Raw genomic sequence first — 16,059 nt, forward strand, 5'->3', positions numbered from 1 at the left:
CCTTTCCGCACCGAAACTTCGAACACACCTTCGACGCGCTAAGGTCGCTGCGTGATTCGCTGGCGGGACGGTGTGGTGGCGCAGGTCGGCCGGAGCTGGGCCGGTGCGATTGAGCTGACTGTGACGGTCGGTGCGCAGACAGTGCGCGCCCTGGCCTATCCGGACCTGGTCGGCACACCGGTGGCCGGCGACCGCGTGCTGCTCAACGTCAGCGCGCTCGATCGCGGCCTGGGGACAGGTGGGTACGCGCTGGTGGTCGCCGTGCCGGACCGGCTGCCGGAGGACCCGCCGGAGCGCGGGCACCTGGTGAAGGCCCGCTATACGCCGATGCAGGCGATGGTGCTGGGCGCGGACGAGCAGGACTCCCCCGATCACGACGTACTGCGGGACGCGGACGACCTGTTCGGTACGCCGGTTGTGGTCGCGGACCTGCACTCTGCGCTGCCTGCCGTGCTGGCAGGTGTCTACGAGGCTCGGCCGACCACGCGGGTCGTCTACGTGATGACGGACGGCGGTGCCCTGCCCCTGGCGTTCTCGCGGAACGTGGCGACCCTGCGAGACGCCGGCTGGCTCAGCGGGACCGTGACCGTCGGCCAGGCGTACGGCGGGGACCGGGAGGCTGTCACCGTCCACACCGGCCTGTTGACCGCAGTGCAGGTGCTGGCGGCCGAGGTGGTCGTCATCACGCAAGGACCGGGCAATCTGGGCACAGGCACGCGATGGGGCTTCTCCGGCGTGCAGTCAGGTGAGGCGGTCAACGCAGTCGGCACACTGGGCGGCCGAGCCGTCGCATCGCTCCGGATCTCCGAAGCTGACCCCCGACCGCGACACCGCGGCATCTCCCACCACAGCCTCACCGCGTACGGCCGCGTGGCGCTCCAGCCGGCGGATGTCGTCGTACCGGACCTGCCTGGCGACTTCGGGGACGCCGTACGAGACGCAGCCGAGCCGCTGAAGGCACGGCACCGCGTGGTGCGTATCGGCGTGGACGGCTTGTACGACGCGCTCCAGGCGGCGCCGGTCAAGCTGTCCACGATGGGCCGAAGCCTGGACCAGGACCGCGCGTACTTCGAGGCCGCTGCCGCAGCAGGTCGCCACGCGGCCGGACTGGTGGACGTACCTCCACCGGGAGTGGGGACGCAGTACTCCTGATCGCAGCAGGTCGCGCGGCGACAGTTGAGGTATGAAGACCAAGCACCGCGATCTCACGATTCACGATGTCGTCCGGCCGGAGCCTCCGCTCGCGGTCCGGGGAGCGACCACGCTGTGGTTCACGGCCGTCGGCGCCGGCGTCGCCGAGTCGGTTCTCGGTGCGATCGGCGCCGTCGGCGACGGCATCCCGATCATCGGACTGATCTTCCAGATCGCGTTCCGGGCGATCGTGTACGGCGGGCTGTTCGTGGTCATCGACCGCTACTTCCGCCCCGGCGTCGGCTGGGCCCGCTGGCTGCTCGCCGGCCTGCTCGGCACCGTCGGCATCGCGTCCCTGGTGGTCGGTCCGGTCGGCTGGCTGCTACACAACGGCGACTTCGGCACCCTGGACTGGTCCGCCTCGTTCGTCGCGTTCGCGGCGATCCGCTCCGTCCACCTGACCGCGGTCATCACCGCGATCCTGCTCAGCTTCCAGCCGGACTCGAACCGGTGGTTCAGCCGTCGGCCGGTCCGCCGTACCCGCTGAAACACCGAAGGCCGGCTCTCCCGTGAGGAGAGCCGGCCTTCGGATGGTCCGTGAGAACTACTGCCCGGTCTGCTTGGGGGCCGGGAAGGCGTTCAGGATGTCGATGACAGCGAAGGCATTGATGGTCTTGCCCGCCTGGTCCTTGGAGGCCGGGAGCTCGACCAGGACGCGGCTGCCGATCGGAACGCCGGCGAGACCGTCGAGGGCGCCGGTCTGGCCAGTCGGGCTCGGGCCGACCTGGAGCTGGTCGGTCGGGGCGGCGGGCTGCGCCGGGCTCTGCGCGGTCGCGGGCTGGCCGACCCAGGTGCTGGCCTGCTTCTTGCCGGTGTAGTCGTAGATGACGTAGCGGCCGATCAGCTGGCTGCCCTTCTCGATCGGCTTGCCCTTGCCGAGCGCGAACACGACCGGCTTGCCCGGCTTCGCCGGCGGCTTGGTGCCGGCCGCGACCGTGACCTTCGGCTCGGCGTTCAGCGGGCCGCTGACGCTGATCTTGGTCGGCGTCGACGGGCTGACCGGGTTCGCGTCCAGCGGGGTGTCGTTGGCGGCCTCGCCGACCAGATCGACCACGAAGATCAGCGTGTCCGTGCCGGTGATGCCGGCGTCGGTGTTGCCGGCCTCCTTGTAGCCCTTGTCGGCCGGGACCGAGAGCAGCACGCGGCTGCCGATCTTCTTGCCGACCAGACCCTCGTCCCAGCCGCCGATGACGCTGCCCACGCCGATCGGGAACGACGACGGCGCGCCGCGGTCGTAGGAGTTGTCGAAGACCTTGCCGTCGCGCCAGATCTGGCCGAGGTAGTTCGCGGTGAGCAGCTCGCCCTTCTTCACCTCGGGACCGTCGCCCTCCTTGAGGACCTCGGTCACCAGCTGCTTGTCCGGCTCACCGTCGCGATGGGTGACGGTCGGCTTCTGCCCGAAGTCGGCGGTCACCTTGACCCCGGCGGCCCCGAAATCGTCCTTCTTGTCCGATCCGCACGCCACCAGGGACGATCCCAGTGCCGCAACCACGACCAGACTCAACAACCTGCGCACGAAACCAGCACCTCGAACCATCCCGGCGCGGATGCGCGCCGCTAGCTGGGAGGGTGTCGGGCTTCCGGACGCCCTCGCGGGTCAACAACGCCGCCCACCCTAGCCTGCGCGTTCAACCGGGTGGACGGCTGGCCGCGTCACCGTTGAGTCACACCACGCACAGTCACGGCGCTCAGAAACCCACCGCGTTGTGCGGTGCGCGGTCCGGTCGCAGCACCGCGTCCAGGCGGGAGATGGCGCCCGGTGTGTGCTCGTCGATCCGGCCGGCGTAGGCCAACTCACTCGCGCGTACGCCGCCGAGATACAGCGATCCCAGCTCGGCGATGCCGAGGGACAGGTCCGCCGTGTGGTCTACAGCAGCGCAGGTCGCTCCGTCCGGTGCTGCGTCCAGACGCCAGCGCCCGGAGCCGAAGAGGTCGTCCGACACGTCCAGTACGAGCGAGTCGGTCCCGGCGTACGTCCGCGCCTCGAGCGCCGCCCGTACGTCGAGGATGCGCAGCCACAGGTTGTCCCTGGTCCGGGTGAGCTTCAACGCCCGCGGATTGGTCAGCATCCACCGCAGTGGCTCGTCGACCGGCCGGTGTGCCGCAACCACCCGCTTGGTCAGATCGAAGTCGAGCAGTAGCTCCCACAGCGCCCGGTACGCATCCGTCGTCAGCGCCTCGAACGCTTCCACCTGCAGTACGCCGACCTGTGCCGGATCCGGCGACCACGGCAACCGGAAGATCGCAGCACCGTCCACCGCGCCCGCAGCGTCGCGATGCACCAGGTGATGCGCCGGCCCCGACCCGTCGGCCGGCAAAGCACCGGTCGCGAGCCCGTCCCACTTGCCTGGCAGCGGACTGATCTCCCCCACGCGTTGAGCTCGCACCTGCTCGTGCAGCACCGGCCACACCTCTGCCGCGACCCCACCGTCCACCAACTCGAGCGCTCCCGGGTCCGTGAACTCCGACCGGAAGGCGACGTCGGTACGCCGCACCTCCCACCGGTGCTGGAACGTCGCGGGCGAGAATCCGTACCGCCCGTAGATCGTCCCCTCACTCGCGCTGAGCCCGGCCATGAACTCACCGCGCTCCCGGCAGTCCGCCAGCATCGCGGACATGATCTTCCGCAGGAGCCCACGCCGCCGGTACGTCGGCAACACAGCGGTCGACGTCACGCCGCCGAGCGCCAACTGCCGGCCACCCGGAACGGTGACCTGCACCGACACGATCGCGGACCCGCCTGCGATCTTGCCGTCCACGAACGCCGCCTGCGGCCGGAACCAGTCCGCCTGCAACTCCTCGGCGTACCGATCGAGGTCAGCCGGGGTCGCTGGGACCTGTGGTGGCCACGCGGCCGTACCGGCATACCAGGCCGACGGCTCGGGCTCCTCCTGCGGAAAGCCGTTCACATACGGCAGGACACGCAGGTACTCCTTCGTCTCGGCCGGAGCGGGAGGCCGGATCTCGATCGCCATGCGCCCTTTCTAAGCAGCGCACGACGACCAAGCACTCGATTTAGCCAGGAACTACATGCTCGCGATGAGCTTCTCTACGCGCTCGTCGTGGGACTTGAAGGGGTCTTTGCACAGGACCGTGCGCTGGGCCTGGTCGTTCAGCTTCAGGTGGACCCAGTCGACGGTGAAGTCGCGGCGGCGCTCCTGCGCCCGCTTGATGAACTCGCCGCGCAGCCGCGCCCGCGTGGTCTGCGGCGGTACCGACTTGGCCTCGAACACCCGCAGGTCGTCGACGACCCGGGTGACCGCGCCCTTGCGCTCGAGCAGGTAGTACAGCCCGCGCGGCCGGTGGATGTCGTGGTACGCCAGGTCGAGCTGCGCCACCCGCGGGCTGGCCAGGCCGAGGTTGTTCTGCGCGCGGTAGCGCTCGATCAGCCGGTACTTGATCACCCAGTCGATCTCGCGCTCGATCCCGGACATGTCGCCGGACTCGATCGCCTTCAGCGTCCGCTCCCACAGCGACAGCGCCCGCTCGACCGCCGGCGTCCCGAGCTCGCGGCGGTCGACGAAGTCGCGCGCCTTGGTCAGGTACTCCGTCTGGATGTCCAGCGCCGACGCCTCGCGGCCGTTCGCCAGCCGGACCTCGCGGCGGCCGGTCATGTCGTGGCTGATCTCGCGGATCGCCCGGATCGGGTTGTCCAGGGTCAGGTCGCGCATCACGATGCCGGCCTCGATCATCCGCAGCACCAGGTCGGTGCTGGCCACCTTGAGCAGCATGGTGGTCTCGGACATGTTCGAGTCGCCGACGATCACGTGCAGCCGGCGGAACCGCTCGGCGTCCGCGTGCGGCTCGTCGCGGGTGTTGATGATCGGCCGCGACCTGGTCGTCGCGCTGGAGACCCCTTCCCAGATGTGCTCGGCCCGCTGCGACACGGAGTACACCGCGCCGCGGGGGGTCTGCAGCACCTTGCCGGCGCCGCAGATCAGCTGCCGGGTGACCAGGAACGGGATCAGCACGTCGGCGAGCTTGGCGAAGTCGCCGTGCCTGCTGACCAGGTAGTTCTCGTGGCAGCCGTAGCTGTTGCCGGCCGAGTCGGTGTTGTTCTTGAACAGGTAGACGTCGCCGAAGATGCCTTCGTCGTGCAGCCGCTTCTGCGCGTCGACCAGCAGTCCCTCGAGGATCCGCTCACCGGCTTTGTCGTGCGCGATCAGGTCGGTGACCGAGTCGCACTCACCGGTCGCGTACTCCGGGTGGGAGCCCACGTCGAGATAGAGCCGGGCCCCGTTGCGGAGGAAGACGTTGCTGCTCCGCCCCCAGGACACGACCCGCCGAAACAGGTACCTCGCGACCTCGTCCGGGGTCAGTCGCCGCTGCCCGCGGAACGTACAGGTCACGCCGTACTCGTTCTCCAGACCGAAGATTCGCCGGTTCACATCACCCACACTACGGCGCGGTTCCGACAAGCGGGCCAGATCTCAGGCGCGCCGCATCCCGGCGTTATCCCTTTGATGCACCTGCAGGCCGCAACAATCAGCTGTCCGCCCGCATCAAGGTTGTCGCGAGGAAGGACGTCTACATGACCCAGAACAGGCGGGCGCTCGGCGCGATCGCCACCGGAGTGCTCGCCGCGGGCACCCTTGTCAGCGCACCCGCCGGAGCAGCTCCGGCCACCGCGACCAGCCAATCTTCAGCGTGCTCGCTACGACTGGGTTCGATCACGCCCGGTGGCGACCACACCCAGCAAACCATCACCGCTACGCCATCGGCCGGCGCCCGCCAAGTCGGCCCGAAGGACCTCTATGTGGACGGCCAGGCTCACCTGCCGACCGCGGTCCGCACCGAGCTGGTTGTACCGGCCGGTGAGCAACGCACCGGTCTGGCAGTCGTCGGCGTACGGATGTACGGCACCAGCTACATGACCGACGGCACGGGTACGGCGATCGTGCCGGGGACTCTCGAGCAGACCCTGATCGGTGGCGGCTGGGACGACCTGCACAAGTACGTCGAGCTCAGCCGTTCCACCGCCGGGGGTATCGAGCGGTCCAACGTCTACTCGTTGATCAACCAGTTCACCGACGGACTGATCGCTCGCTGGACGGTCACCCCGAGCGGCTGGAAGTACTACACGACGTTCGGTGGCTTCGGTGCGGTCAAGACGATGACGCTGATCGGCCAGGGCAGCACGTACGACACGTTCCTGGCCACTACGAACGGCGGGGCGCTCTACACCGTCCGGATTCCGACTGGCTCCGGGAAGCCGGTGGTGACGAAGGTGCGCACGTCGACCTGGCAGGGCTTCGAGACCCTGATCGCCGAGAAGTGCGGCAACTACGGCACCCTGCTCCTCGGTATCGACAAGGACACCGGCGCCGGCTACCTGTACGCCGTGGGCCACGCCAACGGCGCTGCCACGGTCATCAAGGGCCTGGGCAAGGTCCCGACGACCCTCCCGACCACCGACTCGTACTTCCGCTACTACACCGCCGGCACCAACCTGACCGGAGCCTGACGACGATGACGAGACTTCGGATCGCGGCCGGCCTGCTCGGCGCGGCGATGACGGCGGCCGCACTCGTGCCCGGACCAGCTCGAGCTGAGACCGCCCGGGCAAGCGCGGCCTGCAGCCTCACCCTGGGCACGGTGACCGTCCAGGGCGATCACAAGTTCCAGACCATCACTGCGACATCGCCGATCACACCCGGCCAACCGTCCGTCGGTCCGAAGGGCCTGTTCCCGGTGGACCAGGTGCGGCTGGCGACGTCGGTGGGCTGGGAGCCGGATCCGCCGTCGGCGATGCTCAAGAGCGGGTACGCGACGATCGTCAACGACCTCTACCGGTTCCAGTACGCCATCGACAACACCACCGGTCAGCTGGACCCCACGTCGTTCCAGAAGACCAAGGTGGGCGGGGGCTGGATCCACCAGACGTATCTGGAGCAGTCGACGTACTACGCGTCGAGCGGACCGCGCACCAACACCTACGCCTTGCAGGACGACGTGATCACGCGCTGGACCGTGGAGGGATCGGCCTGGCGCAACAAAGCGACGTACAGCGGGTTCTCGGCGGTGAAGACGATGGCGCTGATCAGCCAGACCGCCGGCTACGACACCTTCCTGGCCAACACCCGGGGCGGCGCGCTCTACACGATCCGGATCCCGGTGAGTGGCGCTCCGCTGGTCAAGAAGGTGCGTGCTTCGACCTGGCAGACCTTCGACACGCTCATCGCCGAGAGGTGCGGCAAGCAGAGCACTCTGTTGCTGGGCATCGACAAGGACACCCGGACTGCCTACCTGTACGCCGTCAGTCACGCGAACGGCGCCGCCACTGTCATCAATGGCCTGGGCAAGGTGGGCACCCAGCTCGTCGCACCTGAGGACAAGACGTACTTCCGTTACTTCGCCGGCAGCTCAGAGGCCGACAACCTTCTCTACGGGGAGTAGACATGAGAAAACTTGCAGCTGGACTGGTGGGGGTAGTTATGGCTGCCGGGGCTCTACCGGCGGGCGTTGCCACTGCTGGGACTGCAGGCACCACGGCACCACCACCGTTCTGCCAGCTGGCGCTGGGCTCGACGACGAGCGGTGGGGACCTCATCCTGCGGGTGCTGTCGGGGACTGTCCCACCCAGTGCCGGCGCGAGCACCTGGGGCGGGAAGGACCTGCTGCCGGACGACCAGCTCACGGTGGCCGGCGGACTCGGTCTGCAGGTCAACGCCGACCAGTCCGGAGTCAGCCGACGGCAGTACGTCGTGCTGGGGTCCACGCTCAACCTGCTCACGTACGACGTGAAGGGGTTCGGCGGTGAAGTCGATCCGGCTTCGGTGAAACGGACTCCGGTCGGCGGCGGCTGGGGCGACGCCCGGTACCTGGAGAACTCCCGGTTCAACGTCGGCACCAAGCTCGTCCGGAACAGCGCGTATGCCGTCATCGGTGACAACATCATGCGCTGGAGCGTCGACGGCACCTCGTTCACCCGCAAGGCGACGTACCCCGGCTTCAGCGCGGTCAAGACGATGACGCTGATCAGCCAGACCTCCACCTACGACACGTTCCTCGCCAACACGCGCGCCGGAGCGCTGTACACCATCCGGATCCCGGTGTCGGGCAAAGCGGTGGTCAAGGTCGTACGGCGGTCCACCTGGCAGGGCTTCGAGGCGCTGGTCGCCTCCAAGTGCGGCACGGGCACGCTTCTACTGGGCGTGGACAAGGAGACCGGAGCGCCGTACCTCTACACGGTCGGGCACGCCAACGGTGAGGCGACCGTGATCAAGGGGCTCGGCAAGGTGCCGCGCACGTTCGGTGAGGTCGCCTACTCGCGGTACTACGACGACACCCAGGACTACGACCAGCTGTCCGGCGAGTGAGGTCGATTGTCTGGTGAATTTCCGGTGACACACTGGAACTCACTGGACTGATCGGCGCGACCGGGAGGCAGACGTGAGCCGGACCCGAGTGGCAATTGCGGACGACGACGTCCTGCTGCGCGAAGGTCTGGCCAGTCTGCTCGAGCGGTCCGGGTTCGACGTGCTCGGTACGGCGGGCAACGGCGCGGATCTCCTGGACCTGGTACGACGCCAGCCGCCGGACCTCGTCATCATCGACATCCGGATGCCGCCCGGACACTCGACGGAGGGGCTCGACGCGGCCGACGTCATCCGCCGGGAACACCCGGAGACCGCCGTGCTTCTGCTGTCGGCGCATGTCGAGGTCGAGCACGCGCTCCAGCTGATGGCTGCCGGGCAGGGTGTCGGCTACCTGCTGAAGAGCCGGGTGACCGACGTCGACGAGTTCCTCGAGAGTCTGCGACGGGTCGCCCGCGGCGGGTCCGTGGTCGACCCGGCCCTGGTCCGGGAGCTGGTCGACGCCCGGCGCCGGCACGACCCGCTGGCCGCCCTCAGCGAGCGCGAGCGGGAGGTGCTGTCGCTGGTCGCGGAGGGCCGCTCGAACGCCGGTGTCGCGCGGCGGCTATGGGTCGCCGAGGGGACGGTCGAGAAGCACGTGCGCAGCATTCTGACCAAGCTCGACCTGACCGAGACCGACGACGACCATCGCCGCGTACTCGCCGTCCTGACCTACCTGGACGGTGTGCGCCGGCCGGTGACATGAGGGCGACGTGATCGGCGGAGTCGCCCGGCGGGTCCTGGTCGCGAGCGGGCTGTTGATGGTGCTGGTCGGCTCCGGGTTCGTGGTGCTGCTCGTGTCTGTGCAGGGGCTGCGCGCGTCGGAACACCAGGCCCGGCACACCGCGGCTGTACTGACCAGCGCGCATCAGGTGGAGCGGCTGGTCAATGATGTGGCAACCGGTCAGCGCGACTTCGTCATCACCGGTCAGGAGAAATTCCTGCAGCCGTGGCAGGCGGCGCAGGCCCAGCTACCCACGCAGACCGCGGCGCTACAGCAGTTGGTTGCCGGCAGCCCCGATGAGGTCAGTCGGGCGCAGGAGCTCAGCCGGAGCGTCACGTCGTACCTGCAGGACTACTCGATGCCGGAGATCGAGGCCGCGCGGCGCGACCCGGACGCCGCTCGCACCGGAGCTGCTACGGCGGAGGGCGCGCAGCGGGTCGCCCAGATCCGCTCGGGGCTCGACCAGCTCATCGGCTCCGAGCAGCAGTTGTCGGTGACCGAGCAGCGGCACTCGGACTCGGTTGCCAACCAGGCGGTCGTTGCCGCGATCATCGGGCTGGCCGGTTCCGTCGTACTCATCCTGGGCTTCACGATCTACCTCACCCGCGCGATCGTCCGGCCGGTGCGGGTCACGGCGGAGATGGCGAACCAGCTGGCCGCGGGCGACCTCGGCGTACGCGTGCCGGAGACGGGAGTCGGCGAGATCCGCACGCTGGAGCGCACGTTCAACACCATGGCCACCTCGCTGGGCGCCGCGAGTGCCGACGTCGCCGCGTCGCGGGCACGCATCGTGCGGTCGGCGGACGAGACGCGGCGGCGGATCGAGCGGGACCTGCACGACGGGATCCAGCAGCGGCTGGTCTCGCTGGCCCTCGACGTACGGGCGATCCAGGCGGATGTTCCGCTCTCCGAGTTGGACAAGGTCGCCGACGGGTTGTCGGCCACGCTGGACGAGCTGCGGGAGATTGCCCGAGGCATCCATCCCGCGATCCTGTCCGAAGGCGGCATCGGACCGGCGCTGCGGATGCTGGCGCGCCGGTCCAAGGTCCCGGCCGAAGTGACGGTCGGCTTCACGACCCGGCTCCCGGCGCCGATCGAGGCTGCCACGTACTACGTCGTGTCCGAAGCACTCACCAACGCCGCGAAGCACGCCGACGCGTCCGTCGTACTGGTCGATGCCGACATCGTCGACGGCCTCTTGCGGCTGTCCGTTCGCGACGACGGCCGGGGCGGCGCCGACCCGGCGAGCGGCTCCGGGCTGATCGGGCTCGACGACCGGGTCCAGGCGCTCGGCGGCACGCTGGTGGTCGACAGCCCAACAGGAGCAGGGACCACGCTGACGGTCGCGCTGCCCGTCACCACGTAGTACAGGCAGCAGGAATGTCACCGGGTCAGGTCCCTGTAATGCTTGAGCTATGCGGTGCCTGATCGTCGACGACAGCCGGCACTTCCTCGAGGCGGCGCGCGGCCTGCTGCGGCGCGAAGGCGTCACCGTCGTCGGTACGGCGACCTCGGCCGCCGGGGTCGCCGACCTGGTCGAGGACCTCCGGCCGGACGTGGTGCTGGTCGACATCGACCTGGGCGACGAGAGCGGCTTCGACCTGATCACCCGGCTGCGGTCCGCCGGTTCACCGGCGCCGATGATCTTGATCTCGACCCACGCCGAGCAGGACTACGCGGACCTGATCGCGGCCAGCCCGGCGATCGGATTCGTGCCGAAGACGAACCTGTCCGCCGCCGCGATCCAGAGGTTGCTCGACAGGGTCTAGGTCGAGCGCCCGTGGCGTACGACGGCGTCGAATCCGGCCGCCAGCAACAGAACAGCTCCCGTCACGACCCACTCGTAGCCGGACGAGTTCGCGCCCTGGATCAGGTCGCTCATCCCGTTGATGATGACGGCCACCACGAGGCCGCCCAGTACGGCGTCGATCATCCGGCCGCGTCCGCCGAACAACGACGTACCGCCGATCACCGCGGCACCGACCGCCAGCAGCAAGGTGTTGCCGGCGCCCGCGTTCGACTGCACAGATTGCAGGAGCGACGCCGCGACCACACCCGAAACGGCCGCCATGCCGGAACAGATGACGAAGACGGAGATGCGGATCCGCGACACCACGACCCCGGCCCGACGCGCGGCCTCCTCGTTGCCGCCGACGGCATACACGTGCCGGCCGTACCGCGTCCGGCTCAGCGTGAAGTGCCAGACCACGAACAGCAGCACCAGCAGTACGACGGCCCACGGCTCGCCCTGCGCCTTGTTGCTGAAGAACGCGTTGGTGATCAGGTTGCGGTTGATCCCCATCTCGTAGGTGAACGCGCTGCCGAGCAACGCGACCACAACCACCTTCGCCACGATCACCACGACCGGAGTCGCGGCCAGTCCACTCCGTCGGCGTCCGCGCGCATCGATCAGCTTGATCGCGGCGTACCCCGCGACGAAGACGCCCAGCAGTGTCCAGCCCAGCCACAGCGGCACGAAGCTGTTCTCCAACGAGATCAGCGGCGAACCGGTCGGCAGGATCACCGACCCCTGCCCGCCGACGAGGATCAGCGTCAGCCCTTGGAAGGCCAGGAACGTCGCCAGCGTGATCACGAACGACGGAATGCCGGCCCGGGCTCGCAGCCACCCCATCACGAAGCCGATCACCAACCCGACGGCCAGACCGGCGAGTACGCCAACCCACCACGACTGCCCGTGGCGCAACAACAGCACTGCCATGATCGCCGAGCACAATCCACCGGTCGTACCGGCCGACAGGTCGATCTCACCGAGCAGCAGAACGAAGACCAGCCCCATCGCCATCACGATGATCGGGGCGGCCTGGATCACCAGCGCCTCCAGGTTGTACGCGCTGAGGAATCCCTGGTGGACGATGGCGAAGAAGGCGGTGATGACGACCAGCCCGACGATCGCGGGAGCCGATCCGAGTTCACCGCCGCGCAGCCGCGCCACGTAGTCGCGGACGTACGCACTGAGCGGTCCCTGCACGGACTTGCGCTGCGGTGTCTCATCGGCGACCACCGGTCCGGCCTGGGCGTTCACTGGATCGCTCCCCTCGACTCGGCCGGCAGTCCGAGTTCTCCGGACCGGCCGCTGGTGATCAGCTCGACGACCTGCGTCTGGCTCACGTCCTTGCGCCGTACCTGCGTGGCCATCCGGCCCAGGAACAGCACGGCGATGGAGTCCGCGACCTGCATGACGTCGTTCATGTTGTGGGAGACCAGTACGACGGCGACACCGCGATCGGCGAGCCGCCGGACCAGGTCCAGGACCTGCTCGGTCTGGGCGACACCGAGGGCCGCGGTCGGCTCGTCGAGGATGACGATCTTCGAACTCCAGAGCACCGACTTCGCGATGGCGACCGTTTGCCGCTGACCACCCGACAGGCTGGCGACGCGTTGCCGGACTGACCTGACCGTCCGGACACCCAACGAGGTCAGGGTCTGTGAGGCCAGTAGCTCCATGGTGTTCTCGTCGAGCGTGTGCAGCCGGTTGACCCGCTCGCGGCCGAGGAACATGTTGCCGACGACATCGAGATTGTCGGCGAGGGCCAGGTCCTGGTGGACGATCTCGATGCCGAGCCGGGCCGCATCCCGCGGTTCGTGCAGCTGCTGCGGTGTGCCGTCCACGAGGATTTCGCCCGCGTCGATGCGGTGGATGCCGCCGATGCACTTGACCAGCGTCGACTTGCCCGCACCGTTGTCGCCCACCAGGGCGGTCACGTCGCCGGCCCCGGCGCTGAAGTCCACTTCCGACAGCGCCACGACCGGACCGAACGACTTGCCGACGCCTCGCAGTTCGAGTGTTTTCACGGGGTGTGGATGCCGTTCTCGCCGCAGAGCTTCACCAGGGCCGGAGTCGGGCACACCGACACGGCGGTCTCGTAGCCATCCGTGACCGGCAGCGCCACGTTCTTCTTGGTGATCACCGTCGGATCGGCCAGGTACGACGGGACCTCGCGACCGTTCGTCGGGTCCTTGATCGTTGCCGGGGCGGTCGGCTTCTGGCCGGACAGGATCTGGCCCGCGAGCTTGATCGCGACATCGGCCTCACCGGCGACCGGCTTGTAGATCGTGAAGCACTGGGTGCCCGCCATCACGTTGTCCAGACCGCCGGCGGTGGCGTCCTGACCGGACACCGCGACCTTGCCGGCCAGCCCCTGCGACTTCAGTACGTTGATGACCGACTGCGCCATGGTGTCGTTGGCAACCATCACCGCGTTCAGGTTCGGGTGGCGGCCGAGCATCGTGGTGAAGACGGTTTGCGCCGTGGCCGGGTCCCAGTTGCCGGTCTGCTCGCCGAGCTTGGTCCAGCCGGTCTGCTTCGACAGCACCGAGTTGTAGCCCTGGGCAAACAACGTCGCGTTGTTGTCGGTCGGCGCGCCGTCGATGTCGACGTACCCGACCGCGGACTTGCCGGCGACCTGCGGACAGGACGCCAGCGCCGTGCCTTGGTCCTGGCCGACCTTCACGTTGTCGTACGAGACGTAGTACTCCGCCGTACCGCCCGTGGTCAGCCGGTCGTAGTCGATCGTCACCACGTTGTGCTGCTTGGCCAGCGACTCGATCGCCTTGCCGGACCCCGAATCGAGGTTCGTCACCAGCAGGACGCCGACGCCCTGGTTGATCAGCGCCTGGGCCTGCGACTCCATCGTGGTCGCGCTGGCGTTCGCGTTGTCGATGTAGCAGGTGAGCTTGTTGGCCGTGCACTGCTTGCGCAGCTCGTTCGGATCGGCCGAGACCCAGCGGGGCGAGGACGCCGTGTCCGGCAGCAGTACGCCGACCTTGGTGTTGGCCGGCGGTGCACTGCTGCCCGACGACGAGTTGTCATTGCTGTTGCCGCAGGCAACGAGACTGGTGAGCAGCGCCAGGGTTGTCCCGGCCAGCGCCACCGCTCTGTGTGTGTTTCGCATCGTGCGTCCTTCATGATTCGCCGCAGGGTTGTCTCCTGCCCAGCATGCGATCGGCGCCGCGTCGCGTCGTCGCAGCAGGCACCCAACCCCGTTGCCCACCAGCGGGTACGCCGGATACCGGCTGGCAGGGGGCCGGGACGGCGGACAGCCTCACTGCCCCGGCGGACCGCGCCGGGCCATGGTTCTTGGTATGGCCACATCTGCAGCAGTACCTTCCGCTCGGCAGAGCCGGCCGGGCCTGAAGCGTGACATCGGCTTCGTCGGCCTGATCTGGGCCTCCGAGGGATCGATCATCGGCTCCGGCTGGTTGTTCGGCGCACAAGGCGCCCTGTCCACCGCCGGTCCCGCGGCGATCATCTCCTGGGTCATCGGCGGTACGGCGATCCTCATCCTGGCGCTCGTGCACGCCGAGCTGGGCGGCATGTACCCGGTCTCCGGTGGTACGGCGCGCTTCCCGCACTACGCGTTCGGCGGTGCGGCCGGTGCGTCGTTCGGCTGGTTCTCCTGGCTGCAGGCGGCCACCGTGGCGCCGATCGAGGTGCTGGCGATGATCACCTACGGCCAGCACTACTCGTTCGCGAGCGGCTGGCTGAAGACGGTCAACGGGCAGCACATCCTGACCGGGTCCGGGATCGTGGTCGCGGTGCTGCTGATGGCCGCGGTCACCGCGATCAACTTCCTCAGCATCCGGCTGCTCGCGCGCACCAACAGCGCGGCGACCTGGTGGAAGGTCGGCATCCCGCTGCTGACGATCTTCGCGCTCGCCGTGGTGCAGTTCCACGGCAGCAACTTCACCGCCGCCGACGGCTTCAACCCCTACGGCGCCAAGGGCATCCTGTCCGCGGTGTCGACCAGCGGCATCATCTTCGCGCTGCTCGGCTTCGAGCAGGCCGACCAGCTGGCGGGCGAGAGCAGCAACCCGCGGCGCGACATTCCGCGCGCGGTGATCGGGTCGATCGTGATCGGCGCGGTCATCTACATCCTGCTGCAGGTCGTGTTCATCGCGGCGCTGCCCAAGGACCAGATCCAGGGCACCTGGGCGCATGCGGCGTACACGACCATGACCGGTCCCTTCGCGCAGGTCGCGACGTTGCTGAGTATGGGGTGGCTGGCAACGATCCTGTATATCGACGCGGTCGTTTCGCCTGGTGGGACAGGGCTGATCTACATCACCGGTAGCTCGCGGGTGTCCTACGGATTGAGCCGGAACGGGTACGTGCCGTCGGTGTTCGAGCGGACCAACCGCCGCGGCGTTCCGTGGGTCGGGTTGATCACCGCCTTCGTGATCGGGTGCATCTGCTTCCTGCCGTTCCCGAGCTGGCGTTCGCTGGTCGGGCTGATCACCAGTGCGAGTGTGCTGATGTACGCCGGTGCGCCGTTGTCGCTCGGGGTGTTCCGGCGACGGCTGCCGACCGCGCATCGCCCGTACCGGCTGCCCGGCGCCTCGTGGCTTTCGCCGCTGGCGTTCGTGGTCGCGAACCTGCTGATCCTGTGGTCGGGGTGGATGACGGACTGGAAGCTCGGCGTGGCGATCCTGCTCGGGTACGTCATCCTGATCGCCAACCGGGTGTTCAAGCTCAACCCGATCATGCCGCAGCTCGACCTGCGAGCAGCGCAGTGGTTGCCGGTGTACCTCGTCGGGATGGGGCTGATCGTCTACCTGAGCGACTTCGGCCCGTTGAAGCACCCGTGGTTCCCGCTGTGGTGGGACATGCTCGTGACGGCGGTCTTCAGCCTGGTCATCTACTTCTGGGCGCTCGCGGTCGCGCTGCCGGCCGAGCAGATCCAGGCGATGGTCGACCAGGTCGTCGTACCGGAAGAAGCCAACCTGGGCTGAGCGCGACGCGGCGTGGCAACTTAAGGGGTTGACCCCTGA

At 68.4% G+C, this 16,059-nt stretch carries 15 protein-coding genes; 9 read left to right on the top strand and 6 right to left on the bottom strand.

The window, feature by feature from the left end; translation table 11 throughout:
- The first annotated feature begins 51 nt into the window (after positions 1-51).
- Both ACIA58_RS40805 and ACIA58_RS40810 read left to right on the top strand, forming a co-directional pair.
- Positions 52-1,152 carry a DUF3866 family protein gene (locus ACIA58_RS40805; protein ID WP_396409247.1) on the top strand — a complete coding sequence of 367 codons (1,101 nt, stop codon included), beginning with the start codon at positions 52-54 and terminating at the stop codon, positions 1,150-1,152.
- 31 nt (positions 1,153-1,183) lie between these two features.
- Complete coding sequence (locus ACIA58_RS40810) at positions 1,184-1,678, top strand: hypothetical protein (RefSeq protein ID WP_396409248.1); 495 nt, start codon at positions 1,184-1,186, stop codon at positions 1,676-1,678.
- Between the two features lie 57 nt (positions 1,679-1,735).
- Here ACIA58_RS40810 and ACIA58_RS40815 read toward each other — a convergent pair whose 3' ends face one another.
- From ACIA58_RS40815 to pafA, 3 genes are all read right to left on the bottom strand, one after another.
- Complete coding sequence (locus tag ACIA58_RS40815; protein WP_396409249.1) at positions 1,736-2,707, bottom strand: FKBP-type peptidyl-prolyl cis-trans isomerase; 972 nt, start codon at positions 2,705-2,707, stop codon at positions 1,736-1,738.
- A 172-nt stretch (positions 2,708-2,879) separates the two neighbouring features.
- Positions 2,880-4,166, bottom strand: coding sequence for a GNAT family N-acetyltransferase (locus ACIA58_RS40820; protein WP_396409250.1), 1,287 nt, complete (start codon positions 4,164-4,166; stop codon positions 2,880-2,882).
- Between the two features lie 51 nt (positions 4,167-4,217).
- On the bottom strand, positions 4,218-5,579 hold the full coding sequence (gene pafA / locus ACIA58_RS40825; protein ID WP_130439232.1) for a Pup--protein ligase: 1,362 nt from the start codon (positions 5,577-5,579) through the stop codon (positions 4,218-4,220).
- Between the two features lie 143 nt (positions 5,580-5,722).
- On the opposite strand from pafA, the gene ACIA58_RS40830 reads away from it, so the two are divergent.
- From ACIA58_RS40830 to ACIA58_RS40855, 6 genes are all read left to right on the top strand, one after another.
- Positions 5,723-6,655 carry a hypothetical protein gene (locus ACIA58_RS40830; protein ID WP_396409251.1) on the top strand — a complete coding sequence of 311 codons (933 nt, stop codon included), beginning with the start codon at positions 5,723-5,725 and terminating at the stop codon, positions 6,653-6,655.
- Between the two features lie 5 nt (positions 6,656-6,660).
- Positions 6,661-7,587: a hypothetical protein gene (locus tag ACIA58_RS40835; protein ID WP_396409252.1), complete on the top strand. Its 927-nt coding sequence runs from the start codon at positions 6,661-6,663 to the stop codon at positions 7,585-7,587.
- Positions 7,588-7,589: 2 nt separating this feature from the next.
- Complete coding sequence (locus tag ACIA58_RS40840) at positions 7,590-8,510, top strand: hypothetical protein (RefSeq protein WP_396409253.1); 921 nt, start codon at positions 7,590-7,592, stop codon at positions 8,508-8,510.
- Between the two features lie 73 nt (positions 8,511-8,583).
- Positions 8,584-9,252, top strand: coding sequence for a response regulator (locus tag ACIA58_RS40845; RefSeq protein WP_396409254.1), 669 nt, complete (start codon positions 8,584-8,586; stop codon positions 9,250-9,252).
- 7 nt (positions 9,253-9,259) lie between these two features.
- Positions 9,260-10,636 carry a CHASE3 domain-containing protein gene (locus ACIA58_RS40850; RefSeq protein ID WP_396409255.1) on the top strand — a complete coding sequence of 459 codons (1,377 nt, stop codon included), beginning with the start codon at positions 9,260-9,262 and terminating at the stop codon, positions 10,634-10,636.
- Between the two features lie 49 nt (positions 10,637-10,685).
- On the top strand, positions 10,686-11,039 hold the full coding sequence (locus ACIA58_RS40855; RefSeq protein WP_396409256.1) for a response regulator transcription factor: 354 nt from the start codon (positions 10,686-10,688) through the stop codon (positions 11,037-11,039).
- Here ACIA58_RS40855 and ACIA58_RS40860 read toward each other — a convergent pair.
- Genes ACIA58_RS40860 through ACIA58_RS40870 form a run of 3 tightly spaced genes read right to left on the bottom strand, consistent with a single transcriptional unit; the run spans position 11,036 to position 14,183 of the window.
- Positions 11,036-12,313 carry a sugar ABC transporter permease gene (locus ACIA58_RS40860; RefSeq protein WP_396409257.1) on the bottom strand — a complete coding sequence of 426 codons (1,278 nt, stop codon included), beginning with the start codon at positions 12,311-12,313 and terminating at the stop codon, positions 11,036-11,038. The two genes, ACIA58_RS40855 and ACIA58_RS40860, sit on opposite strands and share 4 nt — an antisense overlap.
- Positions 12,310-13,083, bottom strand: coding sequence for an ATP-binding cassette domain-containing protein (locus ACIA58_RS40865; RefSeq protein ID WP_396409258.1), 774 nt, complete (start codon positions 13,081-13,083; stop codon positions 12,310-12,312). The genes ACIA58_RS40860 and ACIA58_RS40865 overlap by 4 nt, the downstream gene beginning before the upstream one ends.
- Entirely contained in the window at positions 13,080-14,183 is a 1,104-nt protein-coding gene (locus tag ACIA58_RS40870; RefSeq protein WP_396409259.1) for a sugar ABC transporter substrate-binding protein, read from the bottom strand. Before ACIA58_RS40870 ends, ACIA58_RS40865 begins: the two co-directional genes overlap by 4 nt.
- Before the next feature lie 190 nt (positions 14,184-14,373).
- Here ACIA58_RS40870 and ACIA58_RS40875 point away from each other — a divergent pair, with 190 nt between their 5' ends.
- The gene (locus ACIA58_RS40875; RefSeq protein WP_396409260.1) at positions 14,374-16,020 is read left to right on the top strand and encodes an APC family permease; all 1,647 of its coding nucleotides are present in this window, start codon (positions 14,374-14,376) and stop codon (positions 16,018-16,020) included.
- Positions 16,021-16,059 lie beyond the last annotated feature (39 nt).

The organism is Kribbella sp. NPDC051586 (assembly GCF_044453965.1).
In the GTDB taxonomy this organism is placed as follows: Bacteria; Actinomycetota; Actinomycetes; order Propionibacteriales; family Kribbellaceae; genus Kribbella.

Coding starts and splice junctions, on each gene's coding strand:
- ACIA58_RS40840 (WP_396409253.1), top strand. CDS start 7,590: ATGAGAAAACTTGCAGCTGGACTGGTGGGGGTAGTTATGGCTGCCGGG.
- ACIA58_RS40870 (WP_396409259.1), bottom strand. CDS start 14,183: ATGCGAAACACACACAGAGCGGTGGCGCTGGCCGGGACAACCCTGGCG.
- ACIA58_RS40835 (WP_396409252.1), top strand. CDS start 6,661: ATGACGAGACTTCGGATCGCGGCCGGCCTGCTCGGCGCGGCGATGACG.
- ACIA58_RS40875 (WP_396409260.1), top strand. CDS start 14,374: ATGGCCACATCTGCAGCAGTACCTTCCGCTCGGCAGAGCCGGCCGGGC.
- ACIA58_RS40855 (WP_396409256.1), top strand. CDS start 10,686: ATGCGGTGCCTGATCGTCGACGACAGCCGGCACTTCCTCGAGGCGGCG.
- ACIA58_RS40820 (WP_396409250.1), bottom strand. CDS start 4,166: ATGGCGATCGAGATCCGGCCTCCCGCTCCGGCCGAGACGAAGGAGTAC.
- ACIA58_RS40830 (WP_396409251.1), top strand. CDS start 5,723: ATGACCCAGAACAGGCGGGCGCTCGGCGCGATCGCCACCGGAGTGCTC.
- ACIA58_RS40810 (WP_396409248.1), top strand. CDS start 1,184: ATGAAGACCAAGCACCGCGATCTCACGATTCACGATGTCGTCCGGCCG.